Annotated in this window: 14 protein-coding genes; 8 read left to right on the top strand and 6 right to left on the bottom strand. The window is 62.3% G+C overall.

Annotated features, from left to right (window positions below; genetic code table 11):
* Positions 1-4: 4 nt before the first annotated feature.
* Together GFM02_RS19545 and GFM02_RS19540 are read right to left on the bottom strand one after the other, a co-directional pair.
* Positions 5-2,044, bottom strand: coding sequence for an FUSC family protein (locus GFM02_RS19545; protein ID WP_168322481.1), 2,040 nt, complete (start codon positions 2,042-2,044; stop codon positions 5-7).
* A gap of 95 nt (positions 2,045-2,139) precedes the next feature.
* Positions 2,140-2,667 (bottom strand): hypothetical protein, encoded by a 528-nt coding sequence (locus GFM02_RS19540; protein WP_168322480.1) that lies wholly within the window; start codon positions 2,665-2,667, stop codon positions 2,140-2,142.
* Positions 2,668-2,854: 187 nt separating this feature from the next.
* Here GFM02_RS19540 and GFM02_RS19535 point away from each other — a divergent pair, with 187 nt between their 5' ends.
* The 3 genes from GFM02_RS19535 (at position 2,855) to GFM02_RS19525 (ending at position 5,281) form a co-directional block, all read left to right on the top strand.
* A complete protein-coding gene (locus GFM02_RS19535; RefSeq protein ID WP_168322479.1) occupies positions 2,855-4,066 on the top strand; it encodes an NADP-dependent isocitrate dehydrogenase in 1,212 nt (403 codons plus the stop codon).
* Positions 4,067-4,137: 71 nt separating this feature from the next.
* A complete protein-coding gene (locus GFM02_RS19530) occupies positions 4,138-4,584 on the top strand; it encodes a GNAT family N-acetyltransferase (protein WP_168322478.1) in 447 nt (148 codons plus the stop codon).
* Between the two features lie 70 nt (positions 4,585-4,654).
* A complete protein-coding gene (locus GFM02_RS19525; protein ID WP_168304378.1) occupies positions 4,655-5,281 on the top strand; it encodes a glutathione S-transferase family protein in 627 nt (208 codons plus the stop codon).
* Positions 5,282-5,357: 76 nt separating this feature from the next.
* Here GFM02_RS19525 and GFM02_RS19520 read toward each other — a convergent pair whose 3' ends face one another.
* Positions 5,358-6,209, bottom strand: coding sequence for an AraC family transcriptional regulator (locus GFM02_RS19520; RefSeq protein WP_168322477.1), 852 nt, complete (start codon positions 6,207-6,209; stop codon positions 5,358-5,360).
* A gap of 128 nt (positions 6,210-6,337) precedes the next feature.
* On the opposite strand from GFM02_RS19520, the gene GFM02_RS19515 reads away from it, so the two are divergent.
* The gene (locus tag GFM02_RS19515; protein ID WP_168322476.1) at positions 6,338-6,970 is read left to right on the top strand and encodes a LysE family translocator; all 633 of its coding nucleotides are present in this window, start codon (positions 6,338-6,340) and stop codon (positions 6,968-6,970) included.
* A 94-nt stretch (positions 6,971-7,064) separates the two neighbouring features.
* Here GFM02_RS19515 and alaS read toward each other — a convergent pair whose 3' ends face one another.
* Both alaS and recA read right to left on the bottom strand, forming a co-directional pair.
* Complete coding sequence (gene alaS / locus GFM02_RS19510; RefSeq protein ID WP_020050154.1) at positions 7,065-9,719, bottom strand: alanine--tRNA ligase; 2,655 nt, start codon at positions 9,717-9,719, stop codon at positions 7,065-7,067.
* Positions 9,720-9,873: 154 nt separating this feature from the next.
* Positions 9,874-10,962: a recombinase RecA gene (recA, locus tag GFM02_RS19505; RefSeq protein WP_003568997.1), complete on the bottom strand. Its 1,089-nt coding sequence runs from the start codon at positions 10,960-10,962 to the stop codon at positions 9,874-9,876.
* 229 nt (positions 10,963-11,191) lie between these two features.
* Here recA and GFM02_RS19500 point away from each other — a divergent pair, with 229 nt between their 5' ends.
* Entirely contained in the window at positions 11,192-12,136 is a 945-nt protein-coding gene (locus GFM02_RS19500) for a carbohydrate kinase family protein (protein WP_020050155.1), read from the top strand.
* A gap of 86 nt (positions 12,137-12,222) precedes the next feature.
* Entirely contained in the window at positions 12,223-13,149 is a 927-nt protein-coding gene (locus tag GFM02_RS19495) for a pseudouridine-5'-phosphate glycosidase (RefSeq protein WP_012757660.1), read from the top strand.
* Between the two features lie 242 nt (positions 13,150-13,391).
* On the opposite strand, the gene cckA is transcribed toward GFM02_RS19495, so the two are convergent.
* The gene (gene cckA, locus GFM02_RS19490) at positions 13,392-15,995 is read right to left on the bottom strand and encodes a cell cycle histidine kinase CckA (protein WP_168304383.1); all 2,604 of its coding nucleotides are present in this window, start codon (positions 15,993-15,995) and stop codon (positions 13,392-13,394) included.
* A gap of 298 nt (positions 15,996-16,293) precedes the next feature.
* Here cckA and GFM02_RS19485 point away from each other — a divergent pair, with 298 nt between their 5' ends.
* Both GFM02_RS19485 and GFM02_RS19480 read left to right on the top strand, forming a co-directional pair.
* Positions 16,294-17,340, top strand: coding sequence for a flagellar biosynthetic protein FliO (locus GFM02_RS19485; RefSeq protein ID WP_168322475.1), 1,047 nt, complete (start codon positions 16,294-16,296; stop codon positions 17,338-17,340).
* A gap of 409 nt (positions 17,341-17,749) precedes the next feature.
* Entirely contained in the window at positions 17,750-18,385 is a 636-nt protein-coding gene (locus GFM02_RS19480; protein WP_168322474.1) for a DUF1062 domain-containing protein, read from the top strand.
* The last annotated feature ends 26 nt before the right edge of the window (positions 18,386-18,411 follow it).

Here is an 18,411-nt window from a genome sequence, read left to right as displayed (position 1 = left end):
GGTTCTATCCCTGTTTCGAGCGCGCAATAACCTCGCCCGGTGCAAACGGCAAGACATCAGCCTGCGGATAGAGCCTTTGCAGCGCCGAACCGATCATTTCGAGCCCCAGCCTCGCGCCCTCGCGCGACAGCGGCAGGTGCCGCCCTGTCGTCCGCGACGCCTTGCGCTCGATGAAGAAACAGGTCGAGCCACGCGGGGCCGCATCCTTCATCAGCGCCAGATCCGACGCGATCAGCCTTTTCAGCTCGTCGGCCTCGCCCGACGCTGCGTAGCTCTTCGCCAGAATGCGCGCCCAGTAGGTGCAGGAGAGGAAGATCGCCAGCGTCTGGCGGATCTGGCCGGGCCGCGTCACCACCGACCAGGACGAGCCGAGCGGCCGCGCCGCCACCGTTACGTCGCGGTAGCAGGCATCGATCTTCTGCGACTGGGCGATCAGCGCAAAACCGCTCTTGCCATCGCCGATCGAGCTCAACAACTCGTCCAGCGCCTGGAACCAGCGGGCGAGTGCTGCATCAAGCGCGCCGCGCGTGCGTGCCGGAAAGACCAGGAAGGCGACCGCTGTCCCGGCCACCGCGCCGATCACGGTCTCCCCGATGCGGAGTTGCAGGAGATCGAGCGTCAGCACCCCGGTCATGCCGTAGACCAGGCAGAGCACGATCGAGATGAAGAAGGTCATCGTCGCATAGGAAACCTGCAGGAAATAGAAGGCGAGGAAAATGCAGACGGCCGCAACCGGAATGGCGATCGCCAGCTGCCCCGAAATCAGCGTCGCCAGCAGGAGGCCGATGGCGATCCCGAACACCGTGCCGAGCGACCGCGACAGCGCTTTCATCGCCGTGTCGCCGCGCGAATTGGTATTGGTGAAGACGAGGAAGGCGGCAAGCACCGCCCAGAACCAGCGGTCGCGCGACAGAAGCAGGCCGAAGCCCATGGCAAGCGCCGAGGCGAGCGTGATCTGCAGTGCCGAGCGCAGCAGCGGATTGGCAAAGGAAAAGTCGATCTTTTCAGGCTGCGCAGTGTCCTTGACGGCATCGATGCCGGCAAAGCCGGAGGCCTGCCCCTCGCCGATCGCCTGCGTCAGCTGCTGCCGCGCCTCGCCGAGCCAGAGAAGCGCCCGCACGGTTTCGCCCTGAGGCTCGTCCTTGATGGCTTCAGCCATGGCACTATAGGGTGCAAGTTCGGTTGCATCCGCCTCGATCACCGCATGGACGAGCGCAAAGGGCGGCGGGCTATGGAAGCTCAGCACGATCGCGCTCTCGGCGGCGAGATGCGCATCGAAGAGCCGGATCGCCAGCTCTGCGGCAGGATCGGCGGCGGCATCGAAAACCCCGCCGGCCGGGCGTGGAATGAAGGTTTCGGCCATCAGCACCACTTCCTTCAGCCGGTCCTCCAGCTGGCGCAGCTCCTGCCGGTCAGCCTCGCCGATATGGCCGCTGCCGGCAAGGGTGGCGAGCTTGAAGAGGATCTGGTTGATCCGGCCCCTGACGCTTTCGAGCGAGCGCAGCAGGTCGCGCCGCCAATCATCCGGCAGAAGCACCGCCCGCACCACATGGCCGATCAGCACCGCGACGACAGGGCCGCCCGCCACATAAGGCAGCTCGGCAAGCGAAGGCTGGAAATACGCGCCCATGAAATAGGAGGTGAAGGCGAACATGCCGATTGCAAAACCGCGCGACCCGAACACCCGCCCGGCGGATGCCAGCGCGATCACCACCAGGAAGACGAGATCGGAGAGAAAACGGCGGTCCTCCAGCCCCGCGGCGATGCCGACGACGGCAATGCTCGCGACACAGCCGAAAAGCCGCGTCACCAACTGACGCGAATTGCCCTTGTCGCGCACTGCCACCCCGCCTTCGATCGACAGCACGATGCCGAGGCCGAAAGCCGCCTTCGGCAACGGCACGATGAACATCTGGATGGCAAGTAGAATGGCGAAGGAGAGGACGATCGTCAGCGTTACCCGCGAGGCCATCCGCAGGCGCGAAAGCGCCGGATCGTTGGCAAGCAGCCAGTCGCGGAACTGAAAACCGGAAAACAAATGCAAAAGCCCCTCATGCCGCCCAGGGATCAACAGATACCGCCGCAAGAGCGGAAATCAAACCGCCTGAGATCGCCCCGATGCTCTCGAATGTCGCGCGCCTATTGGCCCTTGGCAATCAGCGCCATCGTCGTTTTCAGGGAATCGCGCGCCTGCGTTTCGATATTCTCGGTGACGATATCGTCGATGACGGGCTTGCCGCCTACTTCGACCACCAGGAAACGAACGGTCGTATAGTCCTTGGCATCGGGCGCCGCCGAGCAGGCGGATTTTCGGAAGCGCACCGTCACCTCGGCCACGCCGTCGACCACAGGCGCTGCCGCAATCGTCAGATCCTCCAGCGGGCAGGCATCCTGGCCGTTGACGATGACGTCGTAGTCGAAGGGCGAAATGCCGTCGTCGTCGACGGCGGGAAACTGCGCCGCCGCCTGGTATTTCGCGACGAAATCGCGGCTGTAGAGATGGTCAAGCCGGCTCGCATCGAAGATGTCGGTCCAGTCGCTGTTATTGTCGGCCCAATTGCTCTTGGTCGCCTCCATGATCTCCTTCACGGGAGCAATGATGTCGGCGGCGTGCCCGATGCCGGAAAAGGCGATAAGGCTTGCGATAACAACGGCGATTGTCTTCATGGTCGGATGTCCGGAGCGGCAGATCGAGGCGGACACTAGCTAAATTTCAGCACTTGGCAATGGCGGCAAAAACGCATTGTCGAGCCCCTTGCAGCTTTGCGTTCCCTGATCACAATGCTATAGCGCTCCTCATCACATCACCCACCCGGGACGCCGGTCCCCATTGAAGCTCGAACGAGGCAGATACATGAACAAGATCAAGGTCGCCAATCCCGTCGCCGATCTCGACGGCGATGAAATGACGCGCATCATCTGGCAGCTCATCAAGGATAAGCTGATCCATCCGTATCTCGACCTCGACATCGACTATTTCGACCTCTCGGTCGAAAACCGCGACGCCACCAACGACCAGGTCACCGTCGACGCCGCCAACGCCATCAAGAAGTACGGCGTCGGCATCAAGTGCGCGACGATCACGCCGGATGAGGCCCGCGTCAAGGAATTCAACCTCAAGGAAATGTGGAAAAGCCCGAACGGCACGATCCGCAACATCCTCGGCGGTGTCATTTTCCGCGAGCCGATCATCTGCAAGAACGTGCCGCGCCTGGTTCCCGGCTGGACCAAGCCAATCGTCGTCGGCCGCCACGCCTTCGGCGACCAGTACCGCGCCACCGATTTCAAGTTCCCGGGCAAGGGCAAGCTGACGATCAAGTTCGTCGGCGAAGACGGCACGGTCATTGAGAAGGAAGTCTTTAACGCACCGGGCGCCGGCGTTGCCATGGCCATGTACAACCTCGACGAATCGATCCGCGAATTCGCCCGCGCCTCGATGATGTATGGCCTGATGCGCAAGTGGCCGGTTTATCTGTCGACCAAGAACACCATCCTCAAGGCCTATGACGGTCGCTTCAAGGACATCTTCGAAGAAGTCTACGAGACCGAATTCAAGGATCAGTTCAAGGAAGCCGGAATCACCTACGAACACCGTCTGATCGACGACATGGTCGCCTCGGCGCTCAAGTGGTCTGGCGGTTACGTCTGGGCCTGCAAGAACTATGACGGCGACGTCCAGTCCGACACCGTTGCCCAGGGCTTCGGCTCGCTCGGCCTGATGACCTCGGTTCTGCTGACGCCCGACGGCAAGACGGTCGAAGCCGAAGCCGCTCACGGCACGGTCACCCGCCACTACCGCCAGCACCAGAAGGGCCAGGAAACCTCGACGAACTCGATCGCCTCGATCTTCGCCTGGACCCGCGGCCTGGCGCATCGCGCCAAGCTCGACGACAATGCCGAGCTCGCCCGCTTCGCCGCGACGCTCGAAAAGGTCTGCGTCGACACCGTCGAATCCGGTTGCATGACCAAGGACCTGGCGCTGTTGATCGGGCCCGACCAGCCGTGGCTCTCAACCACCGCCTTCCTCGACAAGATCGACCAGAACCTGCAGAAGGCCATGGCGTAAGCCGGTCTTTCCGAGATAACATCGAAGCGGCGGGGATTTTCCCCGCCGTTTTATTTTGGGAGAATGAACCGATGACGGCCATCCTGCGACCGCTTGAATCCTCGGACCGCGCCGTTTGGGAACCCCTATGGGAGGCCTATCAACGCTTCTATGAAGTGGTCATCCCGCCCGAAACCACAGATCTCACCTGGGATCGCTTCCACGATCCTGACGAACCGATGCATGCGCTCGGCGCCTTCGACGAAGACGGCCGTCTCGTCGGCATCGTCCATGCCATCTTTCACCGTTCCTGCTGGCTGCCGCAATGGACCTGCTACCTGCAGGATCTCTATGTCGACAACAGCCAGCGCGGGCTCGGCATCGGGGCCGCTTTGATCGAGGCCGTCGCCGACCTCGCCCGCGCCAACGGCGCAGGCAGGCTCTACTGGATGACCCACGAGACCAATGCAACGGCCCGCCGGCTCTATGACAGGATCGCCGAGCGCTCCGGCTTCATCCAATATCGCAAGCCGCTCTAACGGCCGGGACTTGCAGGCTGCCATCGCTGCGCTATTGATTCCGTGGGACCAGCAACACGAGGAGGACGTCATGACCGAAGAATTGGTATTCTATACGAACCCGATGTCGCGCGGCCGCATCGCGCGCTGGATGCTGGAGGAGATCGGCCAGCCTTACCGCACCGAACTCCTGACCTTCGGCGAAACCATGAAGGCGCCGGAATATCTCGCGGTCAATCCGATGGGCAAGGTGCCGGCAATCCGCCACGGCGATACCATCGTCACCGAATGCGCGGCGATCTGCGCCTATCTGGCCGAGACCTTCCCCGAAAAGGCGCTGGCGCCGAGGCCGGAGGAGCGCGCCCGCTATTACCGCTGGATGTTCTTTGCCGCCGGCCCGCTCGAATCGGCGGTGACGATGAAGGCTCTCGGCTTCGAAATTCCGAAGGAACGCCTGCGCATGGCCGGCTGCGGCAGTTTCGGCGACGTCATGAACACACTCGAGAAAGCCGTCTCCGCTTCGACCTACATCACCGGCGAGCGTTTCACCGCCGCCGACGTCTATGTCGGCTCCCATATCGGCTGGGGCATCGGATTCGGCGGCATCGAAAGACGCCAGGCCTTCCTCGATTATGTCGGCCGCATCAGCGAGCGCGAGGCCTACAAACGGGCGAACGCCGTTGATGACGAAGCCATCAAGACCATGCAGGCCGCTTGAAAATTCCAGGACGCGGAAGGTCGCCTTGAACGTCCTGGGGACGCGGCAGATCCGCTGCGCCCCCGATGGATGGGCCTCAGACAAGCGGCATGTGAATATCCGTCAAAAGCTCGGTCGGCGACACCTCGCGCGGATTGTTGAGATATTCCTCGAACATGACCCTGTCCTTCAGCTGCCGGCCGGATTTCGGCAGCCATTCGGCAAACAGCCACTGATAGGACTTGGACATGTCGGCATAGGGACCCTTGTGGCGCAGCACCGCATAGTCGCCGCCGTCGATCGTGCGCCGCTCGAAGGGTGCCGCCGCCGGCACTTCGGCAGCGCCGGTGACGCAGGCGATCGAGCGCAGCTTTTCCTCCGGCACAAGATCGGGATCGTCGAGATAGACGCCGATCATCCGCATGTCGGGCTTGGCGAGGCCACGGGCATAAAGCGTGCCGAACAGCGTCTCGAAGGCCTTGTCGATCTGCATGTAGGAGCCGGTATGGGCAACGCCGATCAACTCGATCGGCCCGATCTCGCGTATGATAACGTCTAACATGGCTTTGGTCTTTCCGTTAGGTGAGGGTTCGAAGGCTATGTGGCTTCCCTCTTTCCGATAGCGGGCCGGCGGCATGCCGTAGACCGACTTGAAGATACGATTGAAGGATTGGAGATTGGGATAGCCTGATCGCTTCGCAATTTCGCTGACGGCAAGCTCCGTGCGGACGATCTCGCCCGCCGCGCGATGCAGCCTGAGCCGCTTGACGGTGGCCGCCAGCGTCTCGCCGTAAATCGCCCGGTAGATCCTGTGCCAGTGATAGCTCGACATGCAGGCGATCTCGGCAAGGCGCTCCATATCCAGCTCCTCGTCGAGGTGGTCGTGAATATAGGCCGAAACCCGTCTCAGACGGCTTTCATAAAGTACCCATGCCGTTTCGCCATTCATCTCGGAACCTCGTGCAAATCGATCGGCTTGAGAGAAGCATAGTCCGATTTGACAAATCCTGCTGACTTGAACCTTCGGCGAATCCTGCGTAGACCGGAATTCCGGCTCGAACCCAAAAGGAATGATAGATGCCGGATTTTTCAACATTAATGCTCTTTGCCGCCGCAGCGCTGGTGCTGACCGCCACGCCCGGTCCGGACATGCTGCTGATCGCCTCTCGCAGCATCAGCCAGGGACGCGCTGCCGGTTTCCTGACCTATGCCGGCATCGCGCTCGGCACCTATTGCCACGCCCTTGCCGCAGCCTTTGGGCTGTCGCAGCTCTTCATGACCGTGCCGGCCGCCTATGAAACGGTGCGCTGGGCCGGCTGTTGCTATCTTCTCTATCTCGCCTACAAGACGGTCCGCTCGGAAGGCGCCGCCTTTCAGCCGGCATCGACGCTGAAGCAGCTGTCGGGCCGGCGTATCTTCTTTGCGGGCCTTGCCACCAATCTGCTCAATCCGAAGATGGCGCTTTTCGTCATGGCGCTCTTTCCGCAATTCGTGAATGCGTCAGCCGGATCGCTGACGGTGCAGATGCTGATACTTGCAAGCATCCTGAATGGCATCGGCCTCGTCGTGAACGGCGCCGTGATTTTCCTCGGAAGCACGATCCGTTCGAGACTCCAATCGGCGAGCCGTTTCCCGAAGTTGTCGCAATATGTCCTGGCAACGGTCTTCACCGGGCTCGCCTGCCGCCTTGCATTGCAGCCGCGAAGCTGAACATCGAGTGACCACGGTCGTTGAAAACAAAACCGGCTGCGAAATCCATGATCTCGCAGCCGATTTGAATTTTAAACTGTTGTCAGGCGGCAGTTCAGCCGGCAAGTGCCACGGCAACCGCCTCGATCGCCTCATCGGCCTTCGAGCCGTCGGGGCCGCCGGCCTGCGCCATGTCGGGGCGACCGCCGCCGCCCTTGCCGCCGAGGGCGGCAGATGCGATGCGGACGAGATCGACGGCGCTATAGCGCTGCACCAGATCCGGTGTCACAGCCACGACAGCACTTGCCTTGCCGTCGTCGGAAACGCCAACCAGCGCGACGACGCCCGACCCGATGCTGGTCTTGCCGTCATCGGCAAGTCCCTTCAGATCCTTGGGATCGACGCCCGAAATCGCCTTGCCAAGGAACTTGACGCCGGCGACTTCGCGCACGGCATCGGCCGAGCCGCCCTGCCCGCCGCCCATGGCGAGCTTGCGCTTGGCGTCAGCCAATTCCTTTTCGAGCTTGCGGCGCTCGTCCATCAGCGCTTCGACACGCGACAGCACTTCGCCCGGCTGCACCTTCAGCGAGGCGGCGAGCGTCTTCACGCGTTCGTCCTGTTCGGCCAGATATTCGCGCGCCGATTCACCGGTGACGGCCTCGATACGGCGAACGCCGGCGCCGACGGCGCTTTCGCCGAGAACGCGGATCAGCCCGATCTGGCCGGTGGCCCCGACATGCGTGCCGCCACAGAGTTCGATCGAATAGGGCTTGCCGGCCTTGGCGCCGCGCACACCCTCGCCCATCGCCACGACGCGGACCTCGTCGCCGTATTTCTCGCCGAACAACGCCATCGCGCCTTCGGCGATCGCATCGTCGACGCTCATCAGCCTCGTGGTAACCGGCGAATTCTGCAATACGATCTCGTTTGCCATATCCTCGACGATCTTCAGTTCCTCGGCCGACATCGGCTTCGGATGCGAAACGTCGAAGCGCAGGCGCTCGGGTGCGACCAGCGATCCCTTCTGGGCAACATGGGTGCCGAGCACTTCGCGCAGCGCCTCGTGCAGCAGGTGGGTCGCAGAATGGTTGGCGCGCAGCCGCGAACGGCGGGCATGATCGACCGTCAGCACAACAGCATCGCCGTCCTTGAACACGCCGTCGACGACGGTACCCTGATGCACGAACAGGCCTTCGCCCCTCTTCTGCGTATCTGAAATCTCGATCTTGCCGTGGTCGGACGAGATCACGCCGGTATCGCCCATCTGGCCGCCGGATTCGCCGTAGAACGGCGTCTGGCTGACGACGATCTGCACCTTGTCGCCGGCCTTGGCATCGGTCGAAACCGCGCCCTCTTTGACGATCGCCTGCACGACGCCTTCAGCCGTTTCGGTGTCGTAGCCCAGGAATTCGGTCGCACCGTGTTTTTCCCTAAGCTCGAACCAGACGGTTTCCGTCGCCTTCTCGCCGGAACCGGCCCAGTGCGAGCGAGCTTCGGCCTTCTGGCGCTGCATCGCATCGGTGAAGCCGGAGATGTCGACGCCGATCTCACGGGCACGCAGTGCATCCTGCGTCAGATCGAGCGGGAAGCCGTAGGTGTCGTAGAGCTTGAAGGCGGTCTCACCATCCAGCATATCGCCCTTGGAAAGATCGCTCGTCGCATCCGACAGAAGCGACAGGCCGCGTTCCAGCGTCTTGCGGAAGCGGTTTTCCTCCAGCTTCAGCGTTTCCGAGATCAGCGCCTCGGCGCGCACCAGTTCCGGATAGGCGCGGCCCATCTGCTGCACCAGCGTCGGCAGCAGCTTGTAGACCAGCGGTTCCTTGGCGCCGAGCAGCTGTGCATGGCGCATGGCGCGGCGCATGATGCGGCGCAGCACATAACCGCGACCCTCATTCGACGGAAGCACGCCGTCGGCGATCAGGAAGGCCGAGGAGCGCAGATGGTCGGCGATGACACGGTGGCTTGCGCTGCCTTCCGCCTTGACGCCCATCGTCTCCTCGATGGTGCCGATCAGCGTGCGGAAGAGATCGGTGTCGAACACGCTCTGAACGCCCTGCAGAATACAGGCCATGCGCTCCAGCCCCATGCCGGTATCGATCGACGGGCGGGGCAGCGGGTTGCGAACGCCAGGCTCGGTCTGTTCGAACTGCATGAAGACGAGGTTCCAGAATTCCAGGAACCGGTCGCCATCTTCCTCCGGGGAGCCCGGAGGGCCGCCCCAAACATTCTCACCCTGGTCGATGAAGATTTCCGAGCACGGGCCGCAGGGGCCGGTATCGCCCATCTGCCAGAAATTGTCAGAGGTCGGGATGCGGATGATCTTGTCGTCGGAAAAGCCGGCGATCTTCTTCCAGAGCGTCGCAGCTTCCTCGTCCTCGGAATAGACAGTCACCAGCAGGCGGTTCTTCGGAAGGTCGAAGCCCTCGGTGACGAGCTTCCAGGCAAGCTCTATCGCATTCTCCTTGAAATAGTTGCCGAAGGAGAAGTTGCCGAGCATCTCGAAGAAGGTCAGGTGGCGTGCAGTATAACCGACATTGTCGAGGTCGTTGTGCTTGCCGCCGGCTCGCACGCATTTCTGCGAAGACGTCGCCGTCGAATAGGGACGCTTTTCGAGGCCGGTGAAGACGTTCTTGAACTGCACCATGCCGGCATTGGTGAACATCAGCGTCGGGTCGTTGCGCGGCACGAGCGGGCTCGACGGAACGATCTCATGGCCGTTCTTCTTGAAATAGTCGAGGAAGGTCGACCGGATATCGTTCACACCGCTCATGCTACGCCCTTCAATGCTGCCGGAGGCAGGTAAATTTAAATTCATCGGCTTTTAACGTTCACCCCCGCCACTGTCCAGCAGACAAACAAAACCGACCGCATTCTGATCAAGGAATGCGGCCGGCTTTGATGTTCAAAAGAACCGAGCGTGAAAATCACATTTCCGCGGCGGAGTCGCCATCATCGGGATCCGGTCCGCCATTCTGCAGGAAGCGGTCGGCGATCAGGCCGGCATTCTGGCGCAGCGACAGTTCGATCTCGCGGGCGAGATCCGGATTGTCGCGCAGAAAGGTCTTGGCGTTTTCACGGCCCTGGCCGAGACGCTGGCTGTTATAGGAGAACCAGGCGCCCGACTTTTCGACGATGCCGGCCTTGACGCCGAGATCGACCAGTTCGCCGGTCTTGGAAACACCCTCGCCATACATGATGTCGAACTCGACCTGCTTGAAGGGCGGCGCCATCTTGTTCTTGACGACCTTGACGCGGGTCTGGTTGCCGATCACCTCTTCGCGCTCCTTGACCGCGCCGATGCGGCGGATGTCGAGGCGCACGGAGGCATAGAACTTCAGCGCATTGCCGCCCGTCGTCGTTTCCGGCGAGCCGAACATGACGCCGATCTTCATGCGGATCTGATTGATGAAGATCACCATGGTGTTCGACTTCGAGATCGAAGCGGTAAGCTTGCGCAGCGCTTGGCTCATCAGTCGCGCCTGCAGGCCGGGAAGGCTGTCGCCCATCTCGCCTTCGATTTCGGCACGCGGCGTCAGGGCAGCGACCGAGTCGACAACGAGAACATCGACGGCGCCGGAGCGCACCAGCGTATCGGTGATTTCGAGCGCCTGCTCGCCGGTATCGGGCTGCGAGATCAGAAGGTTCTGCAAGTCGACGCCAAGCTTGCGGGCATAGACGGGATCGAGCGCATGTTCGGCATCGACGAAGGCGCAGATGCCACCCTTCTTCTGCGCTTCGGCAATCGTCTGCAGTGCAAGCGTCGTCTTACCGGAGCTTTCCGGCCCGTAGATCTCGATGATTCGGCCCCTCGGCAGGCCACCGACGCCGAGTGCAATATCGAGACCAAGCGAGCCGGTCGAGATCGTCTCGATCTCGACAACATTCTCGTTGGAGCCGAGTTTCATGATCGAGCCCTTGCCGAACGACCGCTCTATCTGTGAGAGTGCCGCTTCAAGCGCCTTGCTTTTGTCCACCGATTTGTCCTCTACCAGCCGCAATGAATTCTGAGACATCCGATCCACCTTTAGGTTATTGAAGCCGCTCTAGCAATGTCGAGTTTGTACTCCATTTGTTCCATTCTCGCAATAGGCGATCAAACAGTTGAAAGAAAAAGGTAAAACGACACGTGTTCTGCATTTGTTTTATCGATAAAAAGCAACGGCTTAGGCCAGAAATGCCGACTCGGCCGCGGAAGGGCGCGCTGTATCGATTCGTCCTTCGGGCATCGGGAGAGAGGATCGGATGAAGAAAAAGATTCTTGTTCTCGGCGGCGCCCATATCGACCGGCGCGGCCGCATCTCCGGCGAGACGGCGCCTGGCGCCAGCAATCCCGGCACATGGTTCGAGGAGCCAGGCGGCGGTGGCTTCAATGCAGCGCGCAACCTGGCAAGGCTCGGTTTTCAGGTGACGATGATCTCGCCGCGCGGTGGCGATCCGATGGGCGAGACGGTCGGAGAAGCTGCCGATTTCGCCGGCATCGACGACCGGCCCTTCGTCTTCCTCGACCGCAAGACGCCGAGCTACACGGCGATCATCGAGAAGGACGGCAATCTGGTGATCGCCCTTGCCGACATGGATCTTTACCGCTTCTTCGTGCCGCGACGTCTCTCCATCCGCTGGGTGCGGGAGGCCTTCGCCGCGCATGATTTCATCCTCTTCGACGCCAACCTGCCGGAAGAGACGATCGCGGCGATCGTCGCAAAGGCGCATTCCCTCGCCAAGCCCGTTGCGGCAATCGCCATCTCGCCGGCGAAGGTCGTCAGGCTGAAACCCTGCATTGGGGATATCGACTACCTGTTCCTGAACGAGGCTGAAGCCGCCGCCCTTGCCGGCGAGCGGCCGGAAGAGGCTGCAGGCTGGCCACCTTTGCTGAACGAGATCGGCATCAGGAACGCCGTCGTCACCCGCGGCCGGCGTGAGCTCGTTGCACTTTGCGAGGGCCGCGCCGTGACGCTGCAGCCGCCGATTGCCGACACCGTCGCCGATGTTACGGGTGCCGGCGATTCACTTGCGGCCGGCACGCTCGCCGCATTGATGTCAGGCCTGCCGCTCGAAGAAGCTGTTCGTCACGGCACCGCAGCCGCCACGCTGACCGTCCAGTCGCGGCATGCCGTCAACGAAAATCTGACACCCGATCTGCTGAATGAAGCGCTTGCCCTTGTTCCCAAGGTCAGAATTCTGCATTGAAGCGGCTAATTAAATAGTTGAGCATGATGTCGTCCGAAAACCGCTCGCACTTCGACATCATGCTCTGTCGATCACAGGACAAGACCATGACCAAGCCCATCTCCCCTCTTCTGCCGATCGCCTATTCGAAGGAAGTCGCCAGCGCCAAGCAGCGCGGCGCGCCGCTGGTGGCACTGGAATCGACGATCATCACCCACGGCATGCCCTATCCCGGCAATATCGAGATGGCCCGCAGCGTGGAGGCGATCATTCGCGAACAGGGTGCGGTGCCGGCAACGATCGCCGTCATTCACGGCACGCTGCATATCGGCCTTGAAGCTGCGGAACTGGAGCAGCTCGCCAAGGCGACCGAAGTCATGAAGGTGTCGCGCGCCGATCTCGCCTTCGCCATCGCCGAGCGCCGCACCGGCGCCACCACGGTTGCGGCGACGATGATCGCGGCGGCGCGCGCCGGCATCCGTGTCTTTGCCACAGGCGGCATCGGCGGCGTGCATCGTGGCGCCGAAGAAAGCTTCGATATATCAGCCGATCTCGAGGAACTCGCGCGCACCGGCGTCATCGTCGTCTGCGCCGGCGCCAAGGCAATCCTCGACATTCCAAAGACGCTGGAAGTGCTGGAAACCCGCGGCGTGCCTGTCGTCACCTATGAGAGCGAGGAATTCCCCGCCTTCTGGTCGCGCTCCTCGGGCATCCGCAGCCCGCTGTCGCTGAACAGCCCGGCGGCAATCGCCAATTTCCAGACGGTGCGCGAACAGCTCGGCGTCGACGGCGGCATGCTCGTCGCCAACCCCGTGCCCGAGGCCGACGAGATCGCGCGCGAAGAGATGGAAATCTATATCGAGCGAGCGCTCGACAGCGCCGAACGCGACGAAGTCACCGGCAAGGCGGTAACACCCTATCTTCTGTCGACCATTTTCGACCTGACGGATGGTCAGAGCCTGAAGACCAATATCGCGTTGGTTGAGAACAACGCGCGGCTTGCTGCTGAGATTGCTGTCGCGCTGGGTGAGTGAAGGTTGACGGGCCTTGTCAGATAGGTGGTGCCGATCCCGCCCCCCTCTGCCCTGCCGGGCATCTCCCCCACAGGTGGGGAGATCACAAGTGGCTTGAACGTCCTGCCCATCGACCGTTTCGCCGTGCTGGACGCTCATTGTTTGGGGAAGCCGGCGCGCCCGGCCCGATCTCCCTCCTTGTGGGGGAGATGCCCGGCAGGGCAGAGGGGGGCGGTACGGCACGACCTCTCTGACCCATACCCTCAACCGTCCAACGTCTCCTTCACCACAACAGCAAGCTGCTTCAGCGAAAACGGCTTCGGCAGGAAGCCGAATTTCGCCTCCGGCGGCAGATTGCGGGCAAAGGCATCTTCGGCATAGCCTGAGACGAAGATGAATTTCATATCTGGATAGGTCTTGCGCAGTTCGCGCAGCAGCGTCGGGCCGTCCATTTCGGGCATGACGACGTCGGAGACGACGATGTCGACCTTGCCGTCGAGTTCTTCCAAGATAGCCAGCGCCTCGACGCCCGAGCCCGCCTCGTGCACGGTATAGCCGCGCGTTTCCAGCATGCGCTTGCCGCCGCGGCGCACTGCCTCCTCGTCCTCGACGAGAAGAATGACGGCCGACCCCGTCAGGTCCTCCGGCTGCTGCGGCGATACCGGCAGCGGCACCACTTCGGCCCCGGCGATGGCGCCGTCGATCGAACCTGCTTCGGCGGCCACCGCCGGCTCCGGAATGTGGCGCGGCAGGAAGACGCGGAAGGTCGTTCCCTTGCCGACTTCGGATTCCGGCTGGATGTAGCCGCCCGACTGTTTGACGATGCCGTAGACCATGGCGAGTCCAAGACCGGTGCCCTTGCCGACATCCTTGGTAGTGAAGAACGGCTCGAAGATCTTGTCCATGATCTCCGGTGCGATACCGGTGCCATTATCCGCGACTTCGACCAGCACCATGTCTTCGGCCGGCATGTAGGAATAGTTGAAGGCCGAGACCTCGGCGGCGGTCAGATTGCGGGTGCGGATCGTCAGCGTGCCACCCTCGGGCATCGCGTCGCGCGCATTGACGCAGAGATTGATCAGCACCTGCTCGAACTGCGACAGGTCCGTTTTGACAGGCCATAGGTCGCGGCCATATTGCACGTCGAGCTTGACATTGGTGCCGGAAAGCAGCCGGTCGACCAGCATGCGCAGGTCGCCGACGACATCGGTAAGGTTTAGCACCGAGGGCCGCATCGTCTGCTTACGCGAGAAGGCGAGCAGCTGGCGCACCAGCACTGCGGCGCGGTTGGCGTTGCGCTTGATCTCTATCAGGTCGGCAAAGCTGGCATCCGAGGGCCGCGCCTGCAGCAGCAGGTGGTCGGAGGACAGCAGGATCGCCGTCAGCACGTTGTTGAAATCATGCGCGATGCCGCCGGCGAGCGTTCCCACGGCATTCATCTTCTGCGTCTGCGCCATCTGCGCTTCCAGCGCCTTCTGCTCGGTCACCTCGACGGCATAGACGATCGCCGCCTCCTCGGGCGCCTCGTCGCTCTGGTCGATGACGGCATTGACATAGAAGCGGAAATAGCGCGCCTCGTCGGTCGGCGTCCGGGTGTCGAGGGGCGCGATGTCGCCCTGCCGGTCCTTGGCCGCCGCCAGCGCCGCGGCCAACTGCGGCCGGTCGCTCTCCTGCACGATGGTTTCAAGATGCGGCGCCTTTTCGAGGTCGTCGCGCGAGACGACGCCGGAGAACATCTTCAGGAACGGCGCGTTGGTGCGCAGGATGCGCCCGTTTCCGTCGACCGAGGCGATCGCCATCGGCGTATTGTTGAAAAAGCGGGTGAAGCGCATGGCGGCGGCCGAAGCGGACTGGCCGCCGGCATCGCTCTTTTCACGCGCCAGCACGATCGTCCGGCTTTCGCCGGGGGCGCCGTCGCGCATCGAGGTGACGCTATGAACGATTTGCACCGGCAGGCTCTGGCCGTTGCTCTTGCGCAGGTCGAGATCGAGCGTCACGGTCTTCTTCAGACCCGGCTCGGCCTGCACCGACTGGATCAGCGCCAGTCCCTCGCCCGCCACGACGTCGCCGATCGTCATCGAGCCCGGCACGAACTTGGTGAGGTCGAGGCCCAGCCATTCGGCAAGCGTCGCATTCAGGTAGAAGATCTCGCCCTTCCTGCCGGCGGAAAAGAAGCCGGCCGGCGCATGGTCGAGATAATCGATCGCGTTCTGCAATTCCTTGAAGAAGCGCTCTTGGTCGTCGCGCTCCGTGGTGATGTCGGTGATCTGCCAGATCTGCAGCGGCTTGCCGCCGTTTTCCTCCGGCTGCAGCAGCCGCGCCTTCAGCCGGTACCAATGCGCGCCGGAGCTGTTGCTGCCAGGCCCGACGGCGCGCAGCAGGCGAAATTCCTCCCGGCCTTCCTTGCCCTCGCGCAGGCCGTTGACCAGCCTGTAGAGCGCCTCGTTGGATTCGCGGTGGCGCGACAGCAGCGTTTCCAGCGTCTGCACCTCGGTCGCCTTGCGCGCGCCGGTCAGCGCGCCATAGGCGGCATTGGCATAGATGATCCGGCCTTTTTCGTCGGTGATCAGCGTACCGTCGGGATGACTGTTGAGGAAGGCACGCGCCAGGCTGTCGGACTGATGCTGCGGCATCACCTCGATGAAGCCGATGACCGAAGACACCAGGAAGAAGATGCCGACCATGGCGAGCACGCCGAGACCGCCAAGCACGACCTCGTTGTCGAGCGATTTTTTGAAGAAGACGAAGGCGCCGGCAGCAGCGATCAGCACAAGCGCTAGCAGAAGAATGCGCAAGACCGTGCCAGAACGCCCCCCACGATCCACAAGCGGTGCGTTATAGTCGTCGGCCTGACGCGATTTCGTCATATATTCCTCACATAAGCCCTCCCGCTTCGTAGCACGAACACGAAGCAGGAATCAGGCACTCTTTCCTTCTTAGCAATTTGCCGCGTCGGCAAAAACACCGCTAGCCGGCAAGACTGCTTGAATTCACAGGCAACAGCGCCATCTGCCCCAGAAGCCAACGCTGCCGCCCGTGCGCAAGGTCGCCGGGTGCCTACCAGCGGAACACGAAATCGCGTTCTCCCGTGACTGGACAGCACCGGCGGCCCTTGCCTAAGGAACGGAAAAGTCGTCAATATGTGCCGAATGTGAAATGGAGTGAGTGACTATGTTGGATGATGTTGTCGGAGCTTATGGCAGCCATTTCCTGCTTGCGGCCGGTGGCGTCGGCCTGGCGCTTCTCCTGCTCATCCTCGTGCTCTGGGTGATCCGCAGCCGGGCGCCCTCGCCTTTCGTGCGCGGCGGCCGCAATCGCCAGCCCCGCCTGCAAGTGCTGGATGCCGCAGCCGTCGATGCCCGTCGCCGGCTGGTGCTGGTGCGCCGCGACGAGGTCGAGCACCTGATCATGATCGGCGGCCCAAGCGATATCGTCATCGAGAGCCGCATCCTGCCCGCGGCGGCCGAGCAGCCGGAAAGCGCCAACCGCCCGCAGCCCGTCGAGCAGCGTCCGATATCCGTTGCGCGGCCGGAAACGCCACCGCGCCCGCCGGTCGCAGCCCGTGTCGAGCCGGCCGCCGAGCCCGTTTTCTCCGCGCCGGTTCCGCCGGAGCCGCGCCCGCGCCCAGAACCGTCGGCCCAATCGCCCGCTCAGCCGATCGTGGCCCCGCCGGTGGTCACGAGCCCTCTTCCGGCAGAGCCCGTGACGGCTCCGCTGTCGGCCGAACGCGACAATCCTCTGCGTGCCGTCCCGCCCCAGCCGCGTCCGCTGGAGCGTCCCGTCGCTCCCCCGGCCGCGCAGCCCGCACCGTTCCACGATGCCTCAAGTGCCGCCGAGATCCTCGATGCCGCCCGCCAGCGCGTGCTGCCGCAGCAGCGCATCGAACCCGAAGTCTCCGCCCCGCCTGTCAAGGACATGCCGACGGCCGCACGCGCCGCACCAGGTAGCGCCGAAGACGATTGGGCTGCGCAGTCGGCAGCAGCGAGCCGTCTTGATTTCCAGCGGGTGCTGGAACAGGAAATGTCGAACAATCTGACGGCTGAACGCATCGTGCCGGCGTCGGCAAACCAAGCGCCCCGGCCCGGAGCGCCGCAACCCGGAAACCTGCCGCGCCGCGATCCGGAAATGGCTCCGATCACCGGCGCCGATACCGATCTGCAAAAGGAAGTCGCCCGCATCTTCGGCGAGATGAGCGTCAACCGCGACAAGTGAGCGGCGCGACAAGTGAGCGGAAACGCACGTCCGACTTTCCATCATCACCAGTTGCATAAAAGCCGCAATGCGGCGATTTTCAGTTCCTGATGTGTCAGGGGGCTCCATCTTGTGCTGATAATTTGTTATCGCATCGGTTGAAGAGCTTTGGCGCATCGAGGTCATACTTTGCCTAAGTAAATACCGGTCTCACTCCAGTTTCACCCGTACTGCCGAACAGCGACACGCTGACGGCGTATGAATATGTTCATCGGGTGGTGGCGAGAGACCGGTTTGGCATTGTTGACATGTGCCATGTGCAGCTCCGCTGTCTCAGCTCTTCCGCCGCCCAGAACATCGCCACACCGCGCCCGCAAGGGCTTTCTCACGCATCATCCTGGTGGACTTCCGAACGGAAGACCAACACGATATGTGCAATACCCTTCGGGTCCGATGGACCATTCTGCCGAAAACAGCGCCCCAGCCCTGGATTGTATGCAGCGGCTGCGGGGGCCTCAGAGCTTTCCGATGCAGCGACAAGATCCGGCTCAACGCCAATGGCCGCAAGCTCGATGCCTGGCTTATCTACAAATGCTCGACCTGCGATAAGACGTGGAACCGTCCGATCTTCGAGCGTCGGAATGTTCGCGACATCGATCCTGCAGTCCTCGAGGCGTTGCAGTCCAACGATCCGGATTGGATCCGGGCAGAAGCGTTCAACCTCGAAGCTCTCAGGCGCAAGTCGCAGCGTGTCGACGAGTTTGCCGAATCTGAAATCGCAAAAGAGATGCAGCAGGACATTGCCAATTGGACGAGACTGGAAATCGAACTGATCGTCCCGTTTCCATCAAGCACGCGCCTCGACCGCCTGCTGGCGTCCGAGTTGCAAGTTTCACGCACCCGGCTACAGGCTCTTCACGATGGTGGCATGCTGCGGACGGATTCGAATCGAGCCGACGTTTTGCGGCGGCGGATCAAGAACGGCACCAGGGTTGCAGTCGACCTCACCGCCGAGACCGGCCGGGAGCAATGGTGGAGGTCTGTGGCGACCGGAAGCTCACCGTAATTGTAAAAGGCGCCGCGATCGGATCG

Source organism: Rhizobium leguminosarum bv. viciae (assembly GCF_012276115.1).
Classification (GTDB): domain Bacteria; phylum Pseudomonadota; class Alphaproteobacteria; order Rhizobiales; family Rhizobiaceae; genus Rhizobium; species Rhizobium leguminosarum_T.
Note: the sequence above shows the minus strand (reverse complement) of the source record. Positions and strands in the feature narration are given on the sequence as shown.

Coding starts and splice junctions, on each gene's coding strand:
- GFM02_RS19540 (WP_168322480.1), bottom strand. CDS start 2,667: ATGAAGACAATCGCCGTTGTTATCGCAAGCCTTATCGCCTTTTCCGGC.
- GFM02_RS19535 (WP_168322479.1), top strand. CDS start 2,855: ATGAACAAGATCAAGGTCGCCAATCCCGTCGCCGATCTCGACGGCGAT.
- GFM02_RS19530 (WP_168322478.1), top strand. CDS start 4,138: ATGACGGCCATCCTGCGACCGCTTGAATCCTCGGACCGCGCCGTTTGG.
- GFM02_RS19525 (WP_168304378.1), top strand. CDS start 4,655: ATGACCGAAGAATTGGTATTCTATACGAACCCGATGTCGCGCGGCCGC.
- GFM02_RS19520 (WP_168322477.1), bottom strand. CDS start 6,209: ATGAATGGCGAAACGGCATGGGTACTTTATGAAAGCCGTCTGAGACGG.
- GFM02_RS19515 (WP_168322476.1), top strand. CDS start 6,338: ATGCCGGATTTTTCAACATTAATGCTCTTTGCCGCCGCAGCGCTGGTG.
- alaS (WP_020050154.1), bottom strand. CDS start 9,719: ATGAGCGGTGTGAACGATATCCGGTCGACCTTCCTCGACTATTTCAAG.
- recA (WP_003568997.1), bottom strand. CDS start 10,962: ATGTCTCAGAATTCATTGCGGCTGGTAGAGGACAAATCGGTGGACAAA.
- GFM02_RS19500 (WP_020050155.1), top strand. CDS start 11,192: ATGAAGAAAAAGATTCTTGTTCTCGGCGGCGCCCATATCGACCGGCGC.
- GFM02_RS19495 (WP_012757660.1), top strand. CDS start 12,223: ATGACCAAGCCCATCTCCCCTCTTCTGCCGATCGCCTATTCGAAGGAA.
- cckA (WP_168304383.1), bottom strand. CDS start 15,995: ATGACGAAATCGCGTCAGGCCGACGACTATAACGCACCGCTTGTGGAT.
- GFM02_RS19480 (WP_168322474.1), top strand. CDS start 17,750: ATGTGCAATACCCTTCGGGTCCGATGGACCATTCTGCCGAAAACAGCG.